General features: G+C 70.3%; 15 protein-coding genes. 6 read left to right on the top strand and 9 right to left on the bottom strand.

Annotated elements, in window-relative coordinates; genetic code table 11:
- Positions 1-40: 40 nt before the first annotated feature.
- A complete protein-coding gene (dps, locus tag JJI54_RS26395) occupies positions 41-547 on the top strand; it encodes a DNA starvation/stationary phase protection protein Dps (protein ID WP_203076411.1) in 507 nt (168 codons plus the stop codon).
- A gap of 19 nt (positions 548-566) precedes the next feature.
- Positions 567-1,325: a DUF3750 domain-containing protein gene (locus JJI54_RS26390; RefSeq protein ID WP_226382140.1), complete on the top strand. Its 759-nt coding sequence runs from the start codon at positions 567-569 to the stop codon at positions 1,323-1,325.
- A gap of 19 nt (positions 1,326-1,344) precedes the next feature.
- Here the strand turns inward: JJI54_RS26390 and JJI54_RS26385 are convergent, their stop codons facing one another.
- From JJI54_RS26385 to JJI54_RS26365, 5 genes are read right to left on the bottom strand one after another with little or no spacing between them, the layout of a single operon-like run.
- A complete protein-coding gene (locus tag JJI54_RS26385) occupies positions 1,345-2,337 on the bottom strand; it encodes an ABC transporter ATP-binding protein (protein WP_203076409.1) in 993 nt (330 codons plus the stop codon).
- Positions 2,334-3,359: an oligopeptide/dipeptide ABC transporter ATP-binding protein gene (locus tag JJI54_RS26380; protein WP_203076408.1), complete on the bottom strand. Its 1,026-nt coding sequence runs from the start codon at positions 3,357-3,359 to the stop codon at positions 2,334-2,336. The genes JJI54_RS26385 and JJI54_RS26380 overlap by 4 nt, the downstream gene beginning before the upstream one ends.
- Positions 3,356-4,231, bottom strand: coding sequence for an ABC transporter permease (locus JJI54_RS26375; protein WP_203076407.1), 876 nt, complete (start codon positions 4,229-4,231; stop codon positions 3,356-3,358). The genes JJI54_RS26380 and JJI54_RS26375 overlap by 4 nt, the downstream gene beginning before the upstream one ends.
- Entirely contained in the window at positions 4,228-5,181 is a 954-nt protein-coding gene (locus JJI54_RS26370; RefSeq protein ID WP_164693682.1) for an ABC transporter permease, read from the bottom strand. The genes JJI54_RS26375 and JJI54_RS26370 overlap by 4 nt, the downstream gene beginning before the upstream one ends.
- Before the next feature lie 9 nt (positions 5,182-5,190).
- Positions 5,191-6,801 (bottom strand): ABC transporter substrate-binding protein, encoded by a 1,611-nt coding sequence (locus tag JJI54_RS26365; RefSeq protein ID WP_203076406.1) that lies wholly within the window; start codon positions 6,799-6,801, stop codon positions 5,191-5,193.
- Between the two features lie 260 nt (positions 6,802-7,061).
- On the opposite strand from JJI54_RS26365, the gene JJI54_RS26360 reads away from it, so the two are divergent.
- The 3 genes from JJI54_RS26360 to JJI54_RS26350 are packed head-to-tail and all read left to right on the top strand — an operon-like array spanning position 7,062 to position 10,410.
- The gene (locus JJI54_RS26360) at positions 7,062-8,363 is read left to right on the top strand and encodes an amidase (RefSeq protein WP_203076405.1); all 1,302 of its coding nucleotides are present in this window, start codon (positions 7,062-7,064) and stop codon (positions 8,361-8,363) included.
- Positions 8,364-8,374: 11 nt separating this feature from the next.
- Positions 8,375-9,670, top strand: a complete 1,296-nt coding sequence (locus tag JJI54_RS26355) for an amidase (protein ID WP_226382139.1) — start codon at positions 8,375-8,377, stop codon at positions 9,668-9,670.
- Positions 9,670-10,410 (top strand): sulfite exporter TauE/SafE family protein, encoded by a 741-nt coding sequence (locus JJI54_RS26350; RefSeq protein WP_203076404.1) that lies wholly within the window; start codon positions 9,670-9,672, stop codon positions 10,408-10,410. The genes JJI54_RS26355 and JJI54_RS26350 overlap by 1 nt, the downstream gene beginning before the upstream one ends.
- Here the strand turns inward: JJI54_RS26350 and JJI54_RS26345 are convergent.
- A complete protein-coding gene (locus tag JJI54_RS26345) occupies positions 10,403-11,743 on the bottom strand; it encodes an LLM class flavin-dependent oxidoreductase (RefSeq protein ID WP_203076403.1) in 1,341 nt (446 codons plus the stop codon). The two genes, JJI54_RS26350 and JJI54_RS26345, sit on opposite strands and share 8 nt — an antisense overlap.
- 121 nt (positions 11,744-11,864) lie before the next feature.
- On the opposite strand from JJI54_RS26345, the gene JJI54_RS26340 reads away from it, so the two are divergent.
- Positions 11,865-12,845 (top strand): Bug family tripartite tricarboxylate transporter substrate binding protein, encoded by a 981-nt coding sequence (locus tag JJI54_RS26340; protein WP_203076402.1) that lies wholly within the window; start codon positions 11,865-11,867, stop codon positions 12,843-12,845.
- On the opposite strand, the gene JJI54_RS26335 is transcribed toward JJI54_RS26340, so the two are convergent.
- Genes JJI54_RS26335 through JJI54_RS26325 form a run of 3 tightly spaced genes read right to left on the bottom strand, consistent with a single transcriptional unit; the run spans position 12,846 to position 15,591 of the window.
- A complete protein-coding gene (locus JJI54_RS26335; RefSeq protein ID WP_203076401.1) occupies positions 12,846-14,090 on the bottom strand; it encodes an amidohydrolase family protein in 1,245 nt (414 codons plus the stop codon).
- Positions 14,090-14,758: a cysteine hydrolase family protein gene (locus tag JJI54_RS26330; RefSeq protein ID WP_203076400.1), complete on the bottom strand. Its 669-nt coding sequence runs from the start codon at positions 14,756-14,758 to the stop codon at positions 14,090-14,092. The genes JJI54_RS26335 and JJI54_RS26330 overlap by 1 nt, the downstream gene beginning before the upstream one ends.
- On the bottom strand, positions 14,755-15,591 hold the full coding sequence (locus JJI54_RS26325; RefSeq protein WP_318987588.1) for an ABC transporter ATP-binding protein: 837 nt from the start codon (positions 15,589-15,591) through the stop codon (positions 14,755-14,757). Before JJI54_RS26325 ends, JJI54_RS26330 begins: the two co-directional genes overlap by 4 nt.
- Positions 15,592-15,593: the final 2 nt, after the last annotated feature.

The raw sequence follows: 15,593 nt of genomic DNA, 5'->3' as shown, positions 1-15,593 counted from the left end.
TCCACGTTGGGCCCGCTGGAACAACCGTGGAGACAACCCCATGCCGAAATCCACCGCCAAGGTCGCCAACCGCAACGACCTGAAGGACAACGCCAAGCAGACCTCGATCGGCGTGCTCTCCGCCTGCCTGACCGACAGCATCGACCTCTACAACACCACCCGCCACGCCCATTGGAACGTGAAGGGCCCGCACTTCCACGCGCTGCACATCATGTTGGAGGAGTTCTACGGCACGCTGGAGAAGGACATCGACGAGGTCGCGGAGCGCCTCGTCCAGCTCGGTGGCACCGCCATGGGCACCTCCCAGTCCGTCGCCGGCTCCACGCGCCTGCCGCCCTATCCCGCCGACATCAACGCCGGCATGGACCATCTGAACGCGCTGCTCGACCGCTACAGCGCCGTCGCCAAGGCCGTGCGCGAGGGCATCGATGAGACGGACGAGGCCGGCGACGCCGATACCGCCGATCTCTTGACCGCGGTGTCCCGCAACATCGACAAGGCCGTATGGATGATGGAAGCCACCGCCACGCCGACCGGCGAGCGCTGAGCCCGATCAGGGGCGCTTGATGTCGCCGCTGCGCATCGGGCTGCTCCTGTTCCTGCTGTTCTGGCTGCTGCCGCTCGGCATTTCCGGGCTGCTGCACCTGCGCAACGGCATCGGCGACGGGTGGTGGGCGGCGGACCGGTCGAGCGCCGGTCTGCTGCCGCCGCCCGACCCCGATGCCGCGGTGGTGCGCGTGCTGGCCGCGCCCACCGTGCGGTGGCGCGGCATCTTCGCCAGCCATTGCTGGATCGTCATCAAGCCGCGCGGCGCCCGCACCTACACGCGCTACGACTACACCGCCTGGGGCGACCCCATCCGCGTCAACGGCTTCGAACCCGATGGCCGCTGGTTCGGCCGGCTGCCGGAGGTCGTCTTCGCCGCCGATGGCCCGGCGGCGGAGGCGCTGATCCCCCGCATGCAGGCCGCCATCCAGGCCTATCCCCACCAGTCCCGCGGCGACTACCGCGCCTGGCCGGGTCCCAATTCCAACACCTTCGTCGCCGCCATCCTGGATGCGGTGCCGGAGGTCCGCGCCACCCTGCCGCCCACCGCCATCGGCAAGGATTATCCGCATGATGGCCGCTGGCTGTCGCTGACCGGCACCGGCTTCCGCGCCACCCTCGGCGGCTATCTCGGCCTCACCATCGGCCTGGTGGAGGGCATCGAGATCAACATCCTCGGCGCCGTCGCCGGCATCGACGTCCTCCAGCCCGCCCTGAAGCTCCCCGGCCTCGGCCGCCTCGGCACCGGCATGCCCGTGGCGCCCGTGGTGGAGCGTTGAGGCAATCCCTCCCCCGTGCTTACGGGGCAGGGATGGGCTGGGGGATTGCGGTGCCGCCCAGATGGCAGCGCGCCCGATGTCCCGCCTCCCGCTCGCGCTCGCCCGGCTCCTCCACCCCGCAGGGCGCGAAGGCTGCCGCGCAGCGCGGCGCGAAGCTGCACCCCGGCGGCAGCCGTGCCAGGTCAGGCGGGCTGCCGGCCAGCTCCACCAGCGGCGCCTCCGCATAGCCGCCCCGCACCACGCAGCCCAGCAGAGCCCGCGTATAGGGATGTTCCGGCGCCAGTAGCACCTGCTCCGCGCTGCCACGTTCCACGATGCGGCCGGCATACATCACCGCCACCTCATCGGCGATCTCGGCGGCGACGCCCAGGTCATGCGTCACGAAGACCACCGCCGTGCCGAGTTGCTTCTGCAGGTCGCGCAGCAGCAGCAGCACCTGGATCTGCACCGTCGCATCCAGCGCCGTGGTCGGCTCATCCGCCAGCAGCAGGGGCGGCTCGCAGGCCAGCGCGATGGCGATCATCGCGCGCTGCCGGAGGCCCCCCGACAATTCGGACGGATAGGCGCGCAGCCGCTGCGCCGCGGCGGGAATCTGCACCAGGTCGAACAGCGCCCGCGCCCGCGCCATCCCCTCCGCCCATGTCGCCCCGCGGTGGCGGACCAGCACCTCCGCGATCTGGTCGCCCACGCGGAACACCGGGTCCAGCGCGGTCATCGGTTCCTGGAACACGAAGCCCACCTGGCTGCCGCGCAGATCGAGCTGCCGGCGCGCATCCATCGCCAGCACATCCTGTCCCAGCACGCGCACGCTGCCCGAAACCCGCGCCCCCTCCCGCGCCGTCAGCCCCACCACGCTGCGCAGCGTGACGGATTTGCCCGAGCCCGACTCCCCCAGCAGCGCCAGCACGCGCCCCTTCGCCAGCGAGAGATCGACGCCGCGCACCACCGGCACGAAGCCGCGCGCCGCGCGATACGCCACTTCCAGCCCGCTGACCTCCAGCGCCACACTCATGCCGCGGCCCCGGCCTTGCTGTGCCCGCTGCGCGGCACCGTCATCCAGCACGCCACGCGATGCCCCGGCGCCACCGCGCCCAGCGGCGGCGTGCTGGTGGCGCAGAGCGCCTCCGCGAAGCCGCAGCGCGTCCGGAACCGGCAGCCGGAGGGCGGGTCCACCGGGTCCGGCGGATCGCCCAGGATCGGCGGCGCCGCGATACGCCGGCGCGGATCGACCGAGGGCTTGGAGGCGAAGAGCGCCCGCGTATAGGGGTGCAGCGGCTGCGCGAAGATGGTCGCGGCCGGCGCCTGCTCCACCACCTGGCCGAGATACATCACCGCCACCTCATCCGCGACGTAGCGCACCACGGACAGGTCATGGCTGATGAAGATATAGGTGAGGTCGAGCTGCGCCCGCAGCCGCACCAGCAGGTTCAGCACCTGCGCCTCCACCGACTTGTCCAGCGCGGAGACCGGCTCATCCAGCAGCAGCACCCGCGGGCGCAGCGCCAGCGCGCGCGCGATGTTCACGCGCTGGCGCTGGCCGCCGGACAGCGCCAGGGGGGAGCGATCCGCGAAACGGTCGGGCGGCAGCCCCACCGCTTCCAGCAATTCGAGCGCATAGGCCCGCGCCACGGCCGGCTTCACGCCATGCGCTTCCGGCCCGAAGGCGATGCTCTCGGCGGCGGTCATGCGCGGGTTCAGCGAGGAATGGCTGTCCTGGAACACCATCTGCACCGCGCGCCGTGCCTCCGCGCCGATCCGCGCGCCGCGGGCCCAGAAGACCTCCCCATCCAGCACCACCTCACCGGCATCGGCGGCCTCGATCCCCGCCACCAGCTTGGCCGCGGTCGATTTCCCGCAGCCGCTCTCGCCCACGATGCCGAGCGTGGCTCCCTTGGCCACGCTGAAGTCGAGCCCATCGACCGCGCGGATCACGCGCCGCCGGTCCAGCCGGAACCAGCGCCGCAACCCGCTGACCGTCAGCATGGGCTGCGCCGGCCCGCCGCGATCGGGCAGGGAGGGGAGGGGCGCCATCATCGCCGCAGCTCCATGGCGCGACGGATGCCGTCGCTCACGATGTTCACCGCCATTGAGCAGAGAAAGATCGCCGCCCCCGGCAGCGCCGCCACCCAGGGATTCACATACAGCGCCTGCCGCAGGGCGGAGAGCATGAGCCCCCAATCCGCCTGCGGCGGCGACACGCCAAGCCCGAGGAAGCTGAGCCCCGAGGCCGCGATGATGGAGACGCTCACCTGGCTGGCGGCGAAGACCAGCACCGGCCCCGCGACATTGTTCAGCACATGGCGCCGCAGGATCATCCAGGTCGGCGCGCCGGACAGCCGCGCGGCCACGACATAGTCATTCGCCCGCACCTGCGTCGTCACGCTCTCCGCCACGCGCGCGATGGGCGCGACGAAGACCAGCGTCAGCGCCACCATCCCGTTCAGCATCCCGGGACCCAGCGCGCCGGCGATGGCGACCGCCAGCAGGATGGAGGGATAGGCATAGAACACATCCATCACCCGCATGATGGCCATGTTCACCGCGCCGCCAGCATAGCCCGCGAGCACGCCGAGGAAGCCGCCGATCACCAGCGCCACCGCCACCGGCACGATCGCCATGGCCAGCGAGACGCGCCCGCCATGGATGAGGCGCGAGAGCATGTCCCGCCCGAGTTCGTCACCGCCCAGCGGCCGCCCCGGCGTGCCGATGGCGGCAAGCCGTCGCGCCACGCTGGTCTGGAAGGGATCGGCCGGCGCGATCCAGTCGGCGCCGATGGCAGCCAGGATCACCACCAGCAGCACCAGCGTCGCCGCCACCGCGAGCGGCTGGCGGAGGAAGCGCCGGGCGACGCCGCCCCAATACCCCGTGCCCTGCGCCCTGGCCGGCACGGCGACGGTCGCGCTCATGCCCGCCGTATCCGTGGATCGGCCCAGCTTTGCAGCAGATCCACCGCCAGGTTGAGCACCACGAAGAACAGCGACAGCACCAGCATCGTGCCCTGCAACACCGGCAGGTCCCGCTGGAAGATGGCGTTGGCGAGGAGAAAACCCGTGCCCGGCCAGGCGAAGACCGTCTCCACCAGCACCGAGCCCCCCAGCATGTTGCCGAGTTGCAGCCCGGTCACAGCCAGCGTCGTCGGCAGCGCGTTGCGCAGCACATGCCAGAGCCGGCGCCCCGGCAGCAGCCCCTTGGCATGCAGCGTGGTGACGAAATCCTGGTCCAGCGCCTCGATGACGGAAGCGCGCATCGTTCGCGCGATCACCGCCATGGGGATCAGCGCCGTCGCGATGGCGGGCAGGATCAGGTGCTGGAGATGCGCCCAGTCCGGCCGCCAGCCATCGCTGCTGTCCGGCCCCATGCCGAGCGGCGGCAGCCAGGGATTCTCCACGGCGAAGACGATCACCAGCAGGATCGCCACCCAGTAATGCGGTAGGCTGACGCCGGCGAGGGTGAAGAGGCTGGTCAGGTGATCGCCGATCCGGTCCCGCGCCAGCCCCGCCACCAGGCCCAGCGCCACGCCCAGCACGCAGGCGAGCAGCCCCGCGGCCACCGCGAGGATGAAGGTGTTACCGACCGCCATCGACAATTCGGATGCGACCGTGCGCCCGGACCGGATGGAGGTCCCCAGTTCGCCCTGCGCCGCGCGCCACAGCCAGATGCCGTATTGCACCGGCAGGGGCTTGTCCAAGCCGTACTCGCGCCGCGCCTCCGCGACCATCTCTGCGCTCGCGTCATCCGGCAGGATGGCGCTGATCGGATCCCCCGGCGCAATATGCACCAGCAGGAAGACGATCAGCGTCACCCCGACGGCGATGGGCGCGACATAGGCCAGCCGCCGCAGCAGGTATCGCAGCACGCGCGGCCCTCAGCGCAGGAACAGCGGCGAGAAATCCACGTACCAGGACTTGGCATGCACATGCCCCTGCACGCGGCGGGACAGGGCACGCGGGCCGACATCATGCACCACCCAGATGAAGTAGGCCTGGTCCACGAAGCGCGTGTGGATCTGCGCCAGCAGCGCGGCCTGGCGCTGCGGATCGAACTCGCCCTTCACGCGTTCCGCCAGGCCTTCCAGCACCTCGTCCCGGATATTGCCCCAGTTGGTGCCGTTGGGCGGCAACTCGTTCGGCCCGAAGAAGCGCAGCAGGCCGTTATAGGGGTCCATCGAGTTCCAGGAATTGTTGAGCGCATGCACGCCGCGATTGCTCGCCCCCTGCGCGCCATCCCGCCGCCGCCCGCGCAGCGCCTCCCACTCGAAGACCTGCAATTCGAGGTCGATGCCGACCTGGCGGAGGTTCTCCTGCACATACTCGTTCATCAGCAGCGGATACATCTGCCCCGACCCGCTGGCGGAGATGATGAATTTCAGCGGCAGCCGACGGTTCGGCCCGTAGCCTGCGGCTGCCAGCAGCCGCCGCGCCTCCGCCTGGTCGAAGCGCGGGCGGAAGGAGGGCGTGCCGAACCAGGAATGATCCGGCGTGAGGTTGCCGATGGACGGCACCGCCAACCCGTTCAGCACCTGCACCAGCCCGTCGCGGTCGATCGCCAGATTCACCGCCTGCCGCACGCGAATGTCGTGGAAGGGGCTGTCGGGCAGCACGCTGACCGTATAGGGCCACATATGAGGGATGGCGTTGGTGGAGATGTTGAACCCCGCCTGGCGCAGCCGCGGAACGCTGTCGGGGGAGGGGCTTTCCGCCCATTCCACCCGGTTCGACAGCAGCGCCGCCGTGCGTGCGGAGACTTCCGGAATGGGCAGCAGCACCAGCCGGTCCAGCCGCGGCCGGCGCGATGGATCCCAGTAGTCACGGTTCGGCACCAGCTCCATCCGCTGCCGCGGCACCAGCGCATCCATCCGCCACGGCCCGGTGCCGGACGGATTGCGCCGATACGCATTCCAGTCCCGCCCCACCGCTTCCCAATGCGCGGGGGAGACGACGAAGAGCCGCGTCATCTGGAAGGGAAGCTGGCTGTCGATGCCGTTGGTCTCGATCTCGATGGTGTAGTCGTCGATCTTCGACCACGCCTTCACCGCGGGGATGAAGGCCTGCAGCTGCCGGCGGGCGGAGACGTCATAGGCGGGATGGTTGCTGTTCAGCGCCCGCTCGAAGGTGAAGATGACGGCATCCGCATTCATCACGGACCCGTCGTGGAAGCGCACGCCCTGGCGCAGCTTGAAGATCCAGCGCGTGGGATCGTCAGGCCGCGGCGCCCATTCGGTGGCGAGGCCCGCCCGCAGCTCCGCCGGCCGTTCCGCCTGCGTCAGATCCCAGTTCGTCAGACCGTCATAGAGCGTGATGCCGCTGAACCGCACGCCTTCCGTGCCCTGGTCCGGCGCCCCATCGGTCAGCGGGATATCGGCCAGCGTCATGGCTACGCGCAGCGTTCCCTGCGCGGCGGCTTGCGTCGTCATGCCCATCAGCGCGGGCAGCAGCAGCGCGGTGGCGAAGCGGCGCAGCTTGGTGAAGCAGGTCATGCGGCCTCCTGACGCTCGATCTCCATGACGGCTTTGCAATCCTCGGGCCACAGCGCGCCGCGGCAGGGCGGCTGCCGCAAGGCGGCGGGGATGGTGCCGGCGATGCCCGCGCCATCGGCAGAATCCCGCGATCCAGGCAGCATCCCGCTTCGGCATCACCGCGATGCCGCCGGCATGCGGCGTTTGACGGCCCTGCCGCGCAATGCTGCGCTGGCATCGTGCTTGCTGATCCCGCCGCGACGACCAGCCGGAGTGACCCGATGGATGCCGCCTTCGCCACCGCGCCGGAACGCCTGACCGCCGCCGCCGCCCGCCGCGCCATCGCCGCCGGCACGCTGACCGCGACGACGCTGCTGGAAGCCTGCCTCGAACGGATCGCGCAGCGTAACGGCACCGTCGCCGCCTGGGCTTTCCTCGATCCCGAAGCCTCGCGCGCCCGCGCCCGCGCGCTCGATGCCGGGCCGGAGACGGGCCTGCTGCACGGCATCCCCTTCGGCGTGAAGGACATCATCGATACCGCCGACATGCCGGCGGGCTACGGCTCCTCCATCTATGTCGGCCACCGCCCGAACCGCGATGGCGCGACGGTCGCCGGCCCCCGCGCTGCCGGCGCCGTGCTGCTCGGCAAGACCGTCACGACGGAATTCGCCAACCGCAAGCCCGGCGCCACGCGCAACCCGCATGACGTCACGCGCACGCCTGGCGGCTCCTCCTCCGGCTCCGCCGCCGCGGTCGCGGATTACCAGGTGCCGCTCGCCATCGGCACGCAGACCGGCGGTTCCGTCCTGCGCCCCGCCGCCTATTGCGGCGTCGTCGGCTTCAAGCCGTCCTTCCAGCATTTCGGCAACAGCGGCGTCCGCACCAACACGGAGGCCTACGACACCGTCGGCATCATGGCCCGCGCCGTGGAGGATATTGCCCTCTTCCGCGCCGCCATCATGGAAATCGCCTACGAGCCGCCCGCCGCCATCGCCGCCCCCCGCATCGCCATCGCCCGAACCGCGCATTGGGATCTGGCGTCCGCCGCGACGCGCCAGGCCATCGAGGACGCCGCCCGCGTACTCGAGAAAGCCGGCGCCACCGTCACGGCGTTCGAGGTCCCCGCCGACCTCGCCACGCTGCGCGACGCCCATCGCGTGGTCTGCGGCTACGAGGCCGTGCGCAACTACGCCGACGAACTCACGCGCTCCCGCCACCTGGTCAGCCAGGACTGGCTGGAGGAACGCGTGAATGTCGGGGAGGCCTCGACCCTCGCGCAGTTCCGCGCCGCCATCCGCCAGGGCGATCGCTGCCGCGCCCTGATGGATGCGCTGATGGCCGAGCACGGCTTCGACGCGCTGCTGACGCCGAGCGCCCCTGACGAAGCCCCTTCCGGCCTCGCCCATACGGGCAACCCCATCTTCAACTACCTCTGGACCAACCTGCACATGCCCTGCATCACGCTGCCCTTCGCCACCGGGCCGAACGGCATGCCGGTCGGCGTGCAGCTGGTCTCCCGCCGCCACGACGACGATCGGCTCCTCGCCGTCGCCGCCTGGGCCGAACGCATCCTGGCCGGCTGAGGATCACGCCCATGTCCCTCACCATCGATCCCGCCACCCTCACCGCCAGCGCCGCCGCCGATGCCATCGCCGCCGGCACCCTGACCGCGGAAGCCCTGACCCGCGCCTGCCTCGACCGCATCGCCGCGCGCGATGCGGAGGTCGGCGCCTGGGCCTTCCTCGATCCCGACCTGGCCCTCGTCCAGGCCCGCGCCGCCGATCGCAGCGCCCCGCGCGGCCCGCTGCACGGCGTGCCCGTCGCGTTGAAGGACATCATCGAGACCTTCGACATGCCGACCCAGTGCAACTCCCCCATCCATGCGGGGCGTCGCACCTATGCCGACAGCGCCGTCGCCGCGCTGATCCGCGCGGCCGGCGGCACCATCCTCGGCAAGGCCGTGACGACGGAGTTCGCCAACCGCCATCCCGGCGCCACGCGCAACCCGCTCGACCCGACGCGCACGCCGGGCGGTTCCTCCTCCGGCTCCGCCGCCGCCGTCGCGGATTGCCAGGTGCCGCTGGCGCTCGGCACGCAGACTTCCGGCTCCATGATCCGCCCCGCGGCCTTCTGCGGCCTCTGGGGCTACAAGCCGAGCTTTGGGGAGGTCAGCCGCGTCGGTGTCTTCCAGCAATCCGGCTCGCTCGACACGGTCGGCCTCTGCGCCCGGTCGCTGGAGGATGTGCAGCGCCTCCGCGCCGTCCTCACCCGCATCCCCTACGATCCCATCGCGCCGCTCGACCGCGCGCCGCGCCTCGCCCTCTGCCGCACCCCCGAATGGTCCGAGGCGTCACCCGCCGCCCAGCAGGCGCTGGAGGAAGCCGCGCGCCGCTGCGAGGCCGCCGGCGCCACCGTCACCGACCTCACCCTGCCGTCGCCCACCTTCGACGGCTGGCTGAAGGTCCATCAGCGCATCGCCAATTTCGAGGGCGCGCGCAACTTCGGCCATGAACGCCACGGCCACCGCCACCTCATCAGCAAGGCACTCGGCGAGGGCCGCATCCGCGACGGAGAGACCACGCCCGTCGCCGCCTATGTGGACGCGCAGCGCCGCGCGGAGGCGATGCGCCTCTGGGCCGATGATGCGCTGGCCGGCTTCGACGCCGTGCTCACCCTCTCCGCCGCCGGCGAGGCGCCGGTCGGCCTTTCCGGCACCGGCAGCGCCACCTTCAACTCGCTCTGGACGATGCTCTACACGCCCTGCCTCACGCTGCCCTTCGGCAAGGGCCCCGCCGGCCTGCCGCTCGGCCTGCAACTGGTGTCGGAGCGGCATGAGGATGAACGCCTCTTCGCCGCCGCCGGCTGGGTTGCGGCGGTGCTGGCGGGCTGATGGAGGATCTTGGCTGGCTGGGCTTCCTCGCCCTTGGCCTCATCGCCTTCGGGGGCGCGGTGCTGGGCGGGCTCAGCGGCTTCGGCGCCGGGCTGATCGTCACGCCCTTCCTCGTCCCCGTCGTCGGCGTGAAGGGCGTGGTGCCGGTCATGGCGGTGGCCATGACCTTCGGCAACCTCTCCCGCGCCTGGGTCTATCGCGACCAGATCCGCCCGGACCTGATCCTGCGCGTGCTGCTACCCTCGCTGCCCGGCGTGCTGGTGGGTGGCCTGATCTACGATGTGCTGCCGCGCGCGCCGCTGGCGGCGCTGATCGGCAGCTTCCTGTTGATCTCCATCCCGCTGCGCCGATGGCTGGACAAGCGGAAGGTCGTGCCGACGCCCATCGCCGTCATCGGCATCAGCTTCCTCTTCGGCCTGGTCGCCGGCGCGCTGCCGGGCGGCGGCGTCATCGTCGTGCCGCTGCTCCTCGGCCTCGGCCTGGCCGGTGGCGCGCTGGTCGGCACGGATGCCGTGATCGGCGCCGCCGTCAACATCGCCAAGACGCTGCTTTACGGCCGCCTGGATCTGATCGACGGCCCGCTGCTCATCGGCGGCGTGCTTGTCGGCCTCTGCATGATCCCCGGCGCCTATGTCGCGCGCTTCCTCATCGCGCGCATCCATCTCCGCATCCACACCGCCCTCATCGAGGTGATGGTCGCCTTCTCCGGCGTTTCCTTCCTCTGGAGCGCCTTCACCTGAGCGGCGGCGCCGGGCTGACCAGCCCGAGGTTCTCGCGCAGCGTCGTGCCCTCATAGGCCGTCCGGTAGATTCCCCGCCGCTGCAATTCGGGCACAACCCATCTGACAAAATTCCGCATGGGCGTGGGGTAGTAGGGCGACAGCATCACGAAGCCATCCGCCGCGCCCGCCTGGAACCACTCCTCCATCATGTCGGCCAGCGCCTTCGGCGTGCCGACGAAGACGTTGTGTCCGTTCGAGGTCGCATAGCGCCGCGCCAGCTGCCGGATCGACAGGTTTTCCCGCCGCGCCAGCTCCACCAGCATCTTCTGCCGCGCATGCGCCGCGTTGCTCTGCGGCAACTCCGGCAGCGGCCCATCCAGCGGGAATTGCCGCAGGTCGAGCCCGCCCGACAGCCGCATGATCGACGGCATCACCACCTCATCCGTCATCATCGACAGCAGGTGCTCATACAGCGCCCGCGCGTCGCTCTCCGTCTCCGCCAGCACATAGTTGAGCCCCGGCATGATCTTGATGGCGTCGGGCGACCGGCCGTGGCGCATCGCGCGTTCCCGCACATCCGCACGGAAGGCTTGTGCCTCCGTCATCGACGTCTGCGCCGTGAAGGTCACGTCCGCCGTCCGCGCCGCCAGCTCCTTTCCCGGCTCCGAGGACCCGGCCTGCGCGATCACCGGCCTGCCCTGAGGCGACCGCGCGACGTTCAACGGCCCGCGCACCCGGAAATGCTTGCCCACGTGATGGAGGATGCGCAGCTTCGCCGGATCGAAGTACCGCCCGCTTTCCTTGTCCCTGATGAAGGCGTCGTGGTCCCAGCCTTCCCAGAGACCGACCACCACATCATGGAACTCCGCCGCACGCTCATAGCGCAGCGCGTGATCCAGATGCGCATCCCGCCCGAAATTCTGCGCCTCGTCCTCGTTCTGCGACGTCACGAGGTTCCACCCCGCGCGCCCCTTGCTGAGGTGGTCGATGGACGCGAAACGCCGTGCGATGTGGTACGGCTCGTTGTAGGAAGTGGTGCCTGTCGCCACCAGGCCGATACGGGTCGTCGTCACCGCGAGCGCCGCGAGCAGCGTCATCGGCTCGATCCGCACCGTGCGCGCCGCGCCCGCCGCCGCTTCCGTGTCCTTGCCGGCCAGCGTGATCGCGGGTGGTACCGCGGCGCTGTCCTGGAAGAACACCATGTCGAACACCCCGCGCTCGGCCTCCCGCACCACGTCGAGATACTCGTCGAACTCCAGGTCGGTCGGCACCGCATCCGGCATCCGCCACCCCGCGACATGAGACCCCGGCGGGTTGAAGAAGGCGGCGAGCTTCAGCTGGCGTGGCGGCATGGAAGGCGATGATCCCTGACCAGAGGCCGCGCAGTCTCCTGCCATATCGCGCCGTACGGAAGGCCCCTTGCTCTGCCGACACACCCTGTTCCAGGCTGTCCTGAACAGGAGGAAACGTCACATGGCCACGATCACGCTGGGCCGTCGCGCCCTGGCAAGTCTTGCTGCCACCCTCGGCATCACCAGCGCCGCATCCGCGCAACCCGCCTGGCCGCGCGGCCCCGTGCGCTTCATCTTCCCCTTCACGCCAGGCTCCGCCGTCGATGTCGTCGCCCGCCTCATCGCGCAGGACCTCGCGGAGCGCCTCGGCCAGCCCTTCATCGTGGAAAGCCGCACCGGTGCCGGCGGCGCCATCGGCACGGAAGCCGCGGCACGGGCGCGGCCCGATGGCGATACCTTCCTCGTCGGCTCCCCCGGCAACATGGCGATCAACCCCGCGATGATGCCGAACCTGCCCTTCGACGTGTCGCGCGACTTCGCCGCGGTCACGCATCTCGTCACCTTCCCGCAGGTGTTGGTGATCGCGCCCAGCCTGCCGGCGCGCACGTTGGCCGAACTCGTCGCCTATTCCAAGGCGAACCCCGGCCGCCTGAACTACGCCTCCTCCGGCATCGGCGCGACGAACCATCTGGCGATGGAGATGCTGCGCGCCGCAACGGGGCTGGAGGCCACACACGTCCCGTATCGCGGCGGCCTCGTCACCCTTCAGGCCATCCTCTCCAACGACGTGCAGATGTGCGTGGAAGGCATCCTGACCCTTCCGCCCTTCCTGGCCGAGAACAAGGTCCGCGCAATCGCCGTCACGGGTGCGACGCGGTCCCACCTGCTGCCGGACGTGCCCGCGGTGTCGGAAACCGTGCCCGGCTTCGATGCCGGCGCCTGGGTGATGTTCTTTGCCCCCGCCGGCACGCCACCCGCCGTCATTGAGAAGCTGTCAGCGGAAACCCGGATCTCGCTGGCGAAACCCGCCATCCGTGCGCGCCTCGCCGAACTCGGCGCGACCGTCACCGGCACGACGGCCGAGGAAGCCGCCACCATCCACCGCGCCGAACTCGCGAAGTGGCGCCGCGCCGTGGAGGTCTCCGGCGCCGCCGCGCGCTGATCAGTGCGGCTTGTGCAACTCGACGGGCTGGCGGGTGAAGGTCCGCCGCCCGCGCTTGAAGCCCATCAGCGTCGGTGACAGCTGCCGCAGCGCCGCGATCTCGTCCGGCGCGTCCAGCACGACGAGGTCGGCGGGATTGCCGATGGCAACGCCATAATCCTTGTTCCGGATCAGCTTCGCCGCCCCATCCGTCACCATGCCCCAGGCCGCCGCCACTTCCCGGTCGGCGCCCTGCTGCACCACATTCGCGAACATGTTGGCCTGCCGCAGCAACTGCCCATCGCCGAAGGGCGTGAAGGGATTGAGGATGTTGTTGGAGGCCAGCGAACAGGTGACGCCCTGCGCCACCAGCCTGGTCGCATCCACCACGCCGCGCGGCACCGCATGGTCGAAGGCCCGCGCCATCAGGTAGAGGTCCGTCGCCGGCAGCACCGTCAGCGCCACGCCCGAATCCGCCATGCGCTTCGCGATGTCGTCGAAGGCGGGCAGGGTGAGGTGCGCAAGCTTCGTCACATGCCCGACTGCGACCCGCCCGCCCCAGCCATACTGGTCCGCCAGCTCGCAGACCAGCCGCGTGTCCAAGTCATCCGGGACATGCCCGCTGTCGAGATGCATGTCGATATCGACATCGAATTCCCGCGCGATCTCGAAGACCCGCCGGATCTGTCCATGGCGATCGCTGTCGAAGTTCGGCGCCGCGCCGATGACGCGTGCGCCGGTCCTCAGCGCCTCGATCATCAGCTCCTCGGTACCGGGATTGTTGAGCATCCCCTCCTGCGGCATCACGCAGATCTCGATATCCATGGCCCAGGCATAGGCATCCACCAGCGCCTTCACCCCCTGGAACCCGCGCAGCCCGACCTTGGGATCGACCTCCGCATGGGTGCGCATGCGCATCGTGCCGTGGCTGATGCATTTCTCCAGCGTGCCGCTGGCGCGGCGCGTCACATCCTCCACGCTGAAGCTGTGCTTGACCTCCGAGACCATCTGCATGGCCTCGTGCGGAAAGCGCCTGGTCTCGCAGCGGCAGCGTTCCAGGATGCAGGATTTGTCGAGGTGGATATGTGTCTCGACGAAGCCCGCACAGACGAGCCTACCGCCTGCATCCGCGCTGTCCTTCGCCGCGCCTGGCAGCCCTGGCGCGATGGCGGCGATGCGGCCAGCGACGACGCCCACATCGACGGCGGGTGCATCCTTCGCCATCCCCGGCAGGCGCGCGTTCCGCAGCAGCAGGTCGAAATCCATCAGGCCGTTCCTCCGGCGCCACAGGCGGCAATCACATCGGCGGAGGGCACCAGCCAGCCCAGCGCCGCCTCGATCAGCTTCAGGGAGGCGTCGTGATAGTCCGCCCCGTTCATGCTGGCGCAGACATCCGGCATCAGCACCACGCGGAAGTCGCGGTTGAAGGCCTCGAAGCAGGTGCAGAGCACGCAGTTGTTGGTGTTCACGCCGCCGATCACCAGCGTTTCCGTGCCGAGGTTCTTCAGCAGCAGCTCCAGATCCGTGTTGTGGAAGGGGCTGTACCGATGCTTGAAGACCGTGTGCTCCCCCGGCCGGGGCGCCAGCTGCGGCACCACCTCCGTCACCGCCGCGCCCTCCACCGCCAGCGTCTTGCGCGGCTTGGCGAGGCCCGGGATAGGGGCCTTGTGCTGCGCCATCCAGAAGGGGTTGCGGTTGTCGATTACCTCGCCCGTGTCGCTGTTCCAGCGGTGATGCGTGCGCACGAAGATCACCGGCCGCCTCGCCGCCGCCCAGGCCTCCCGCACCTTGACCGCCGCCCGGATGATCCGGTCCGCATCCGGCTTCGCCACCAGCAGATGCCCGATCTCGTGGTCGAGGTGGCTGCGGTTCATGTCCACCAGCAGCAGCGCCGCGCGCTCCATCGCCGCCGACGTCAGCACGGGATGCGTCATGCCATCATCCGATACAGGTCCCGGTTCAACTCCGCGACCAGCGCCGCGAATTCGTCGGTCAGCCGCATCTCCGGCACGCGCGGCCGCGGCAGCGGCACGGGGATGATGCGCGCGATGCGGCCCGGCCGCGGCGTCATCAGCACGATGGCGTCGGACAGGAAGGCCGCTTCCGCCAGCGAATGCGTCACGAACAGCACCGTCTTGCGGAACTGCGCATGGATGCGCATCAGCTCGATCCCCATGCGGTCGCGCGTGATCTCGTCCAGCGCGGCGAAGGGCTCGTCCATCAGCAGCACGGTCGGGTCCAACGCGAGCGCCCGCGCGAGGGCCGCGCGGGACTGCATGCCGCCGGAAAGCTGCGCCGGCCGCTTCCCCCCGAACCCGTCCAGCCCCACGAGCTTGAGCAGGGCAGGGACGTCCGGCTCCACCAGCCCCGCGCGCGGCGCCTTCTCCGCCACGATCCGGTAGAGCAGCCGCACATTGTCCTCGATCCGCAGCCACGGCATCAGGTTCGGTGCCTGGAACACCGTCCCGATGCGCCCCTGGCGCCGCAGCTCCGCCGCCGGCGTGCCGCCGATGGTGATGCGCCCCGCCGTCGGCGCCAGCAGATCCCCCACCGCCTTGAGCAGCGTCGATTTCCCGCAGCCCGAGGGGCCCACCAGCGACACGAAGGCGCCTTCCGGCACCGCCAAATGGATGTCGCTCAGCGCCTGCACGGCCTCCGTGCCGCCGGCGCCATAGACAACCTGCACGCCCTCCACCGCGATGAAGGGCGGCGCATCCTCCGTGCCCGCCGGCCCCGCGAAGCCCCGCAGGCCTGTTACCACGTCCACGC

It is taken from the genome of Falsiroseomonas ponticola, from assembly GCF_016805305.1.
Taxonomy (GTDB): Bacteria; Pseudomonadota; Alphaproteobacteria; order Acetobacterales; family Acetobacteraceae; genus Falsiroseomonas; species Falsiroseomonas ponticola.
This window is presented reverse-complemented; position numbering and strand designations above follow the sequence as displayed.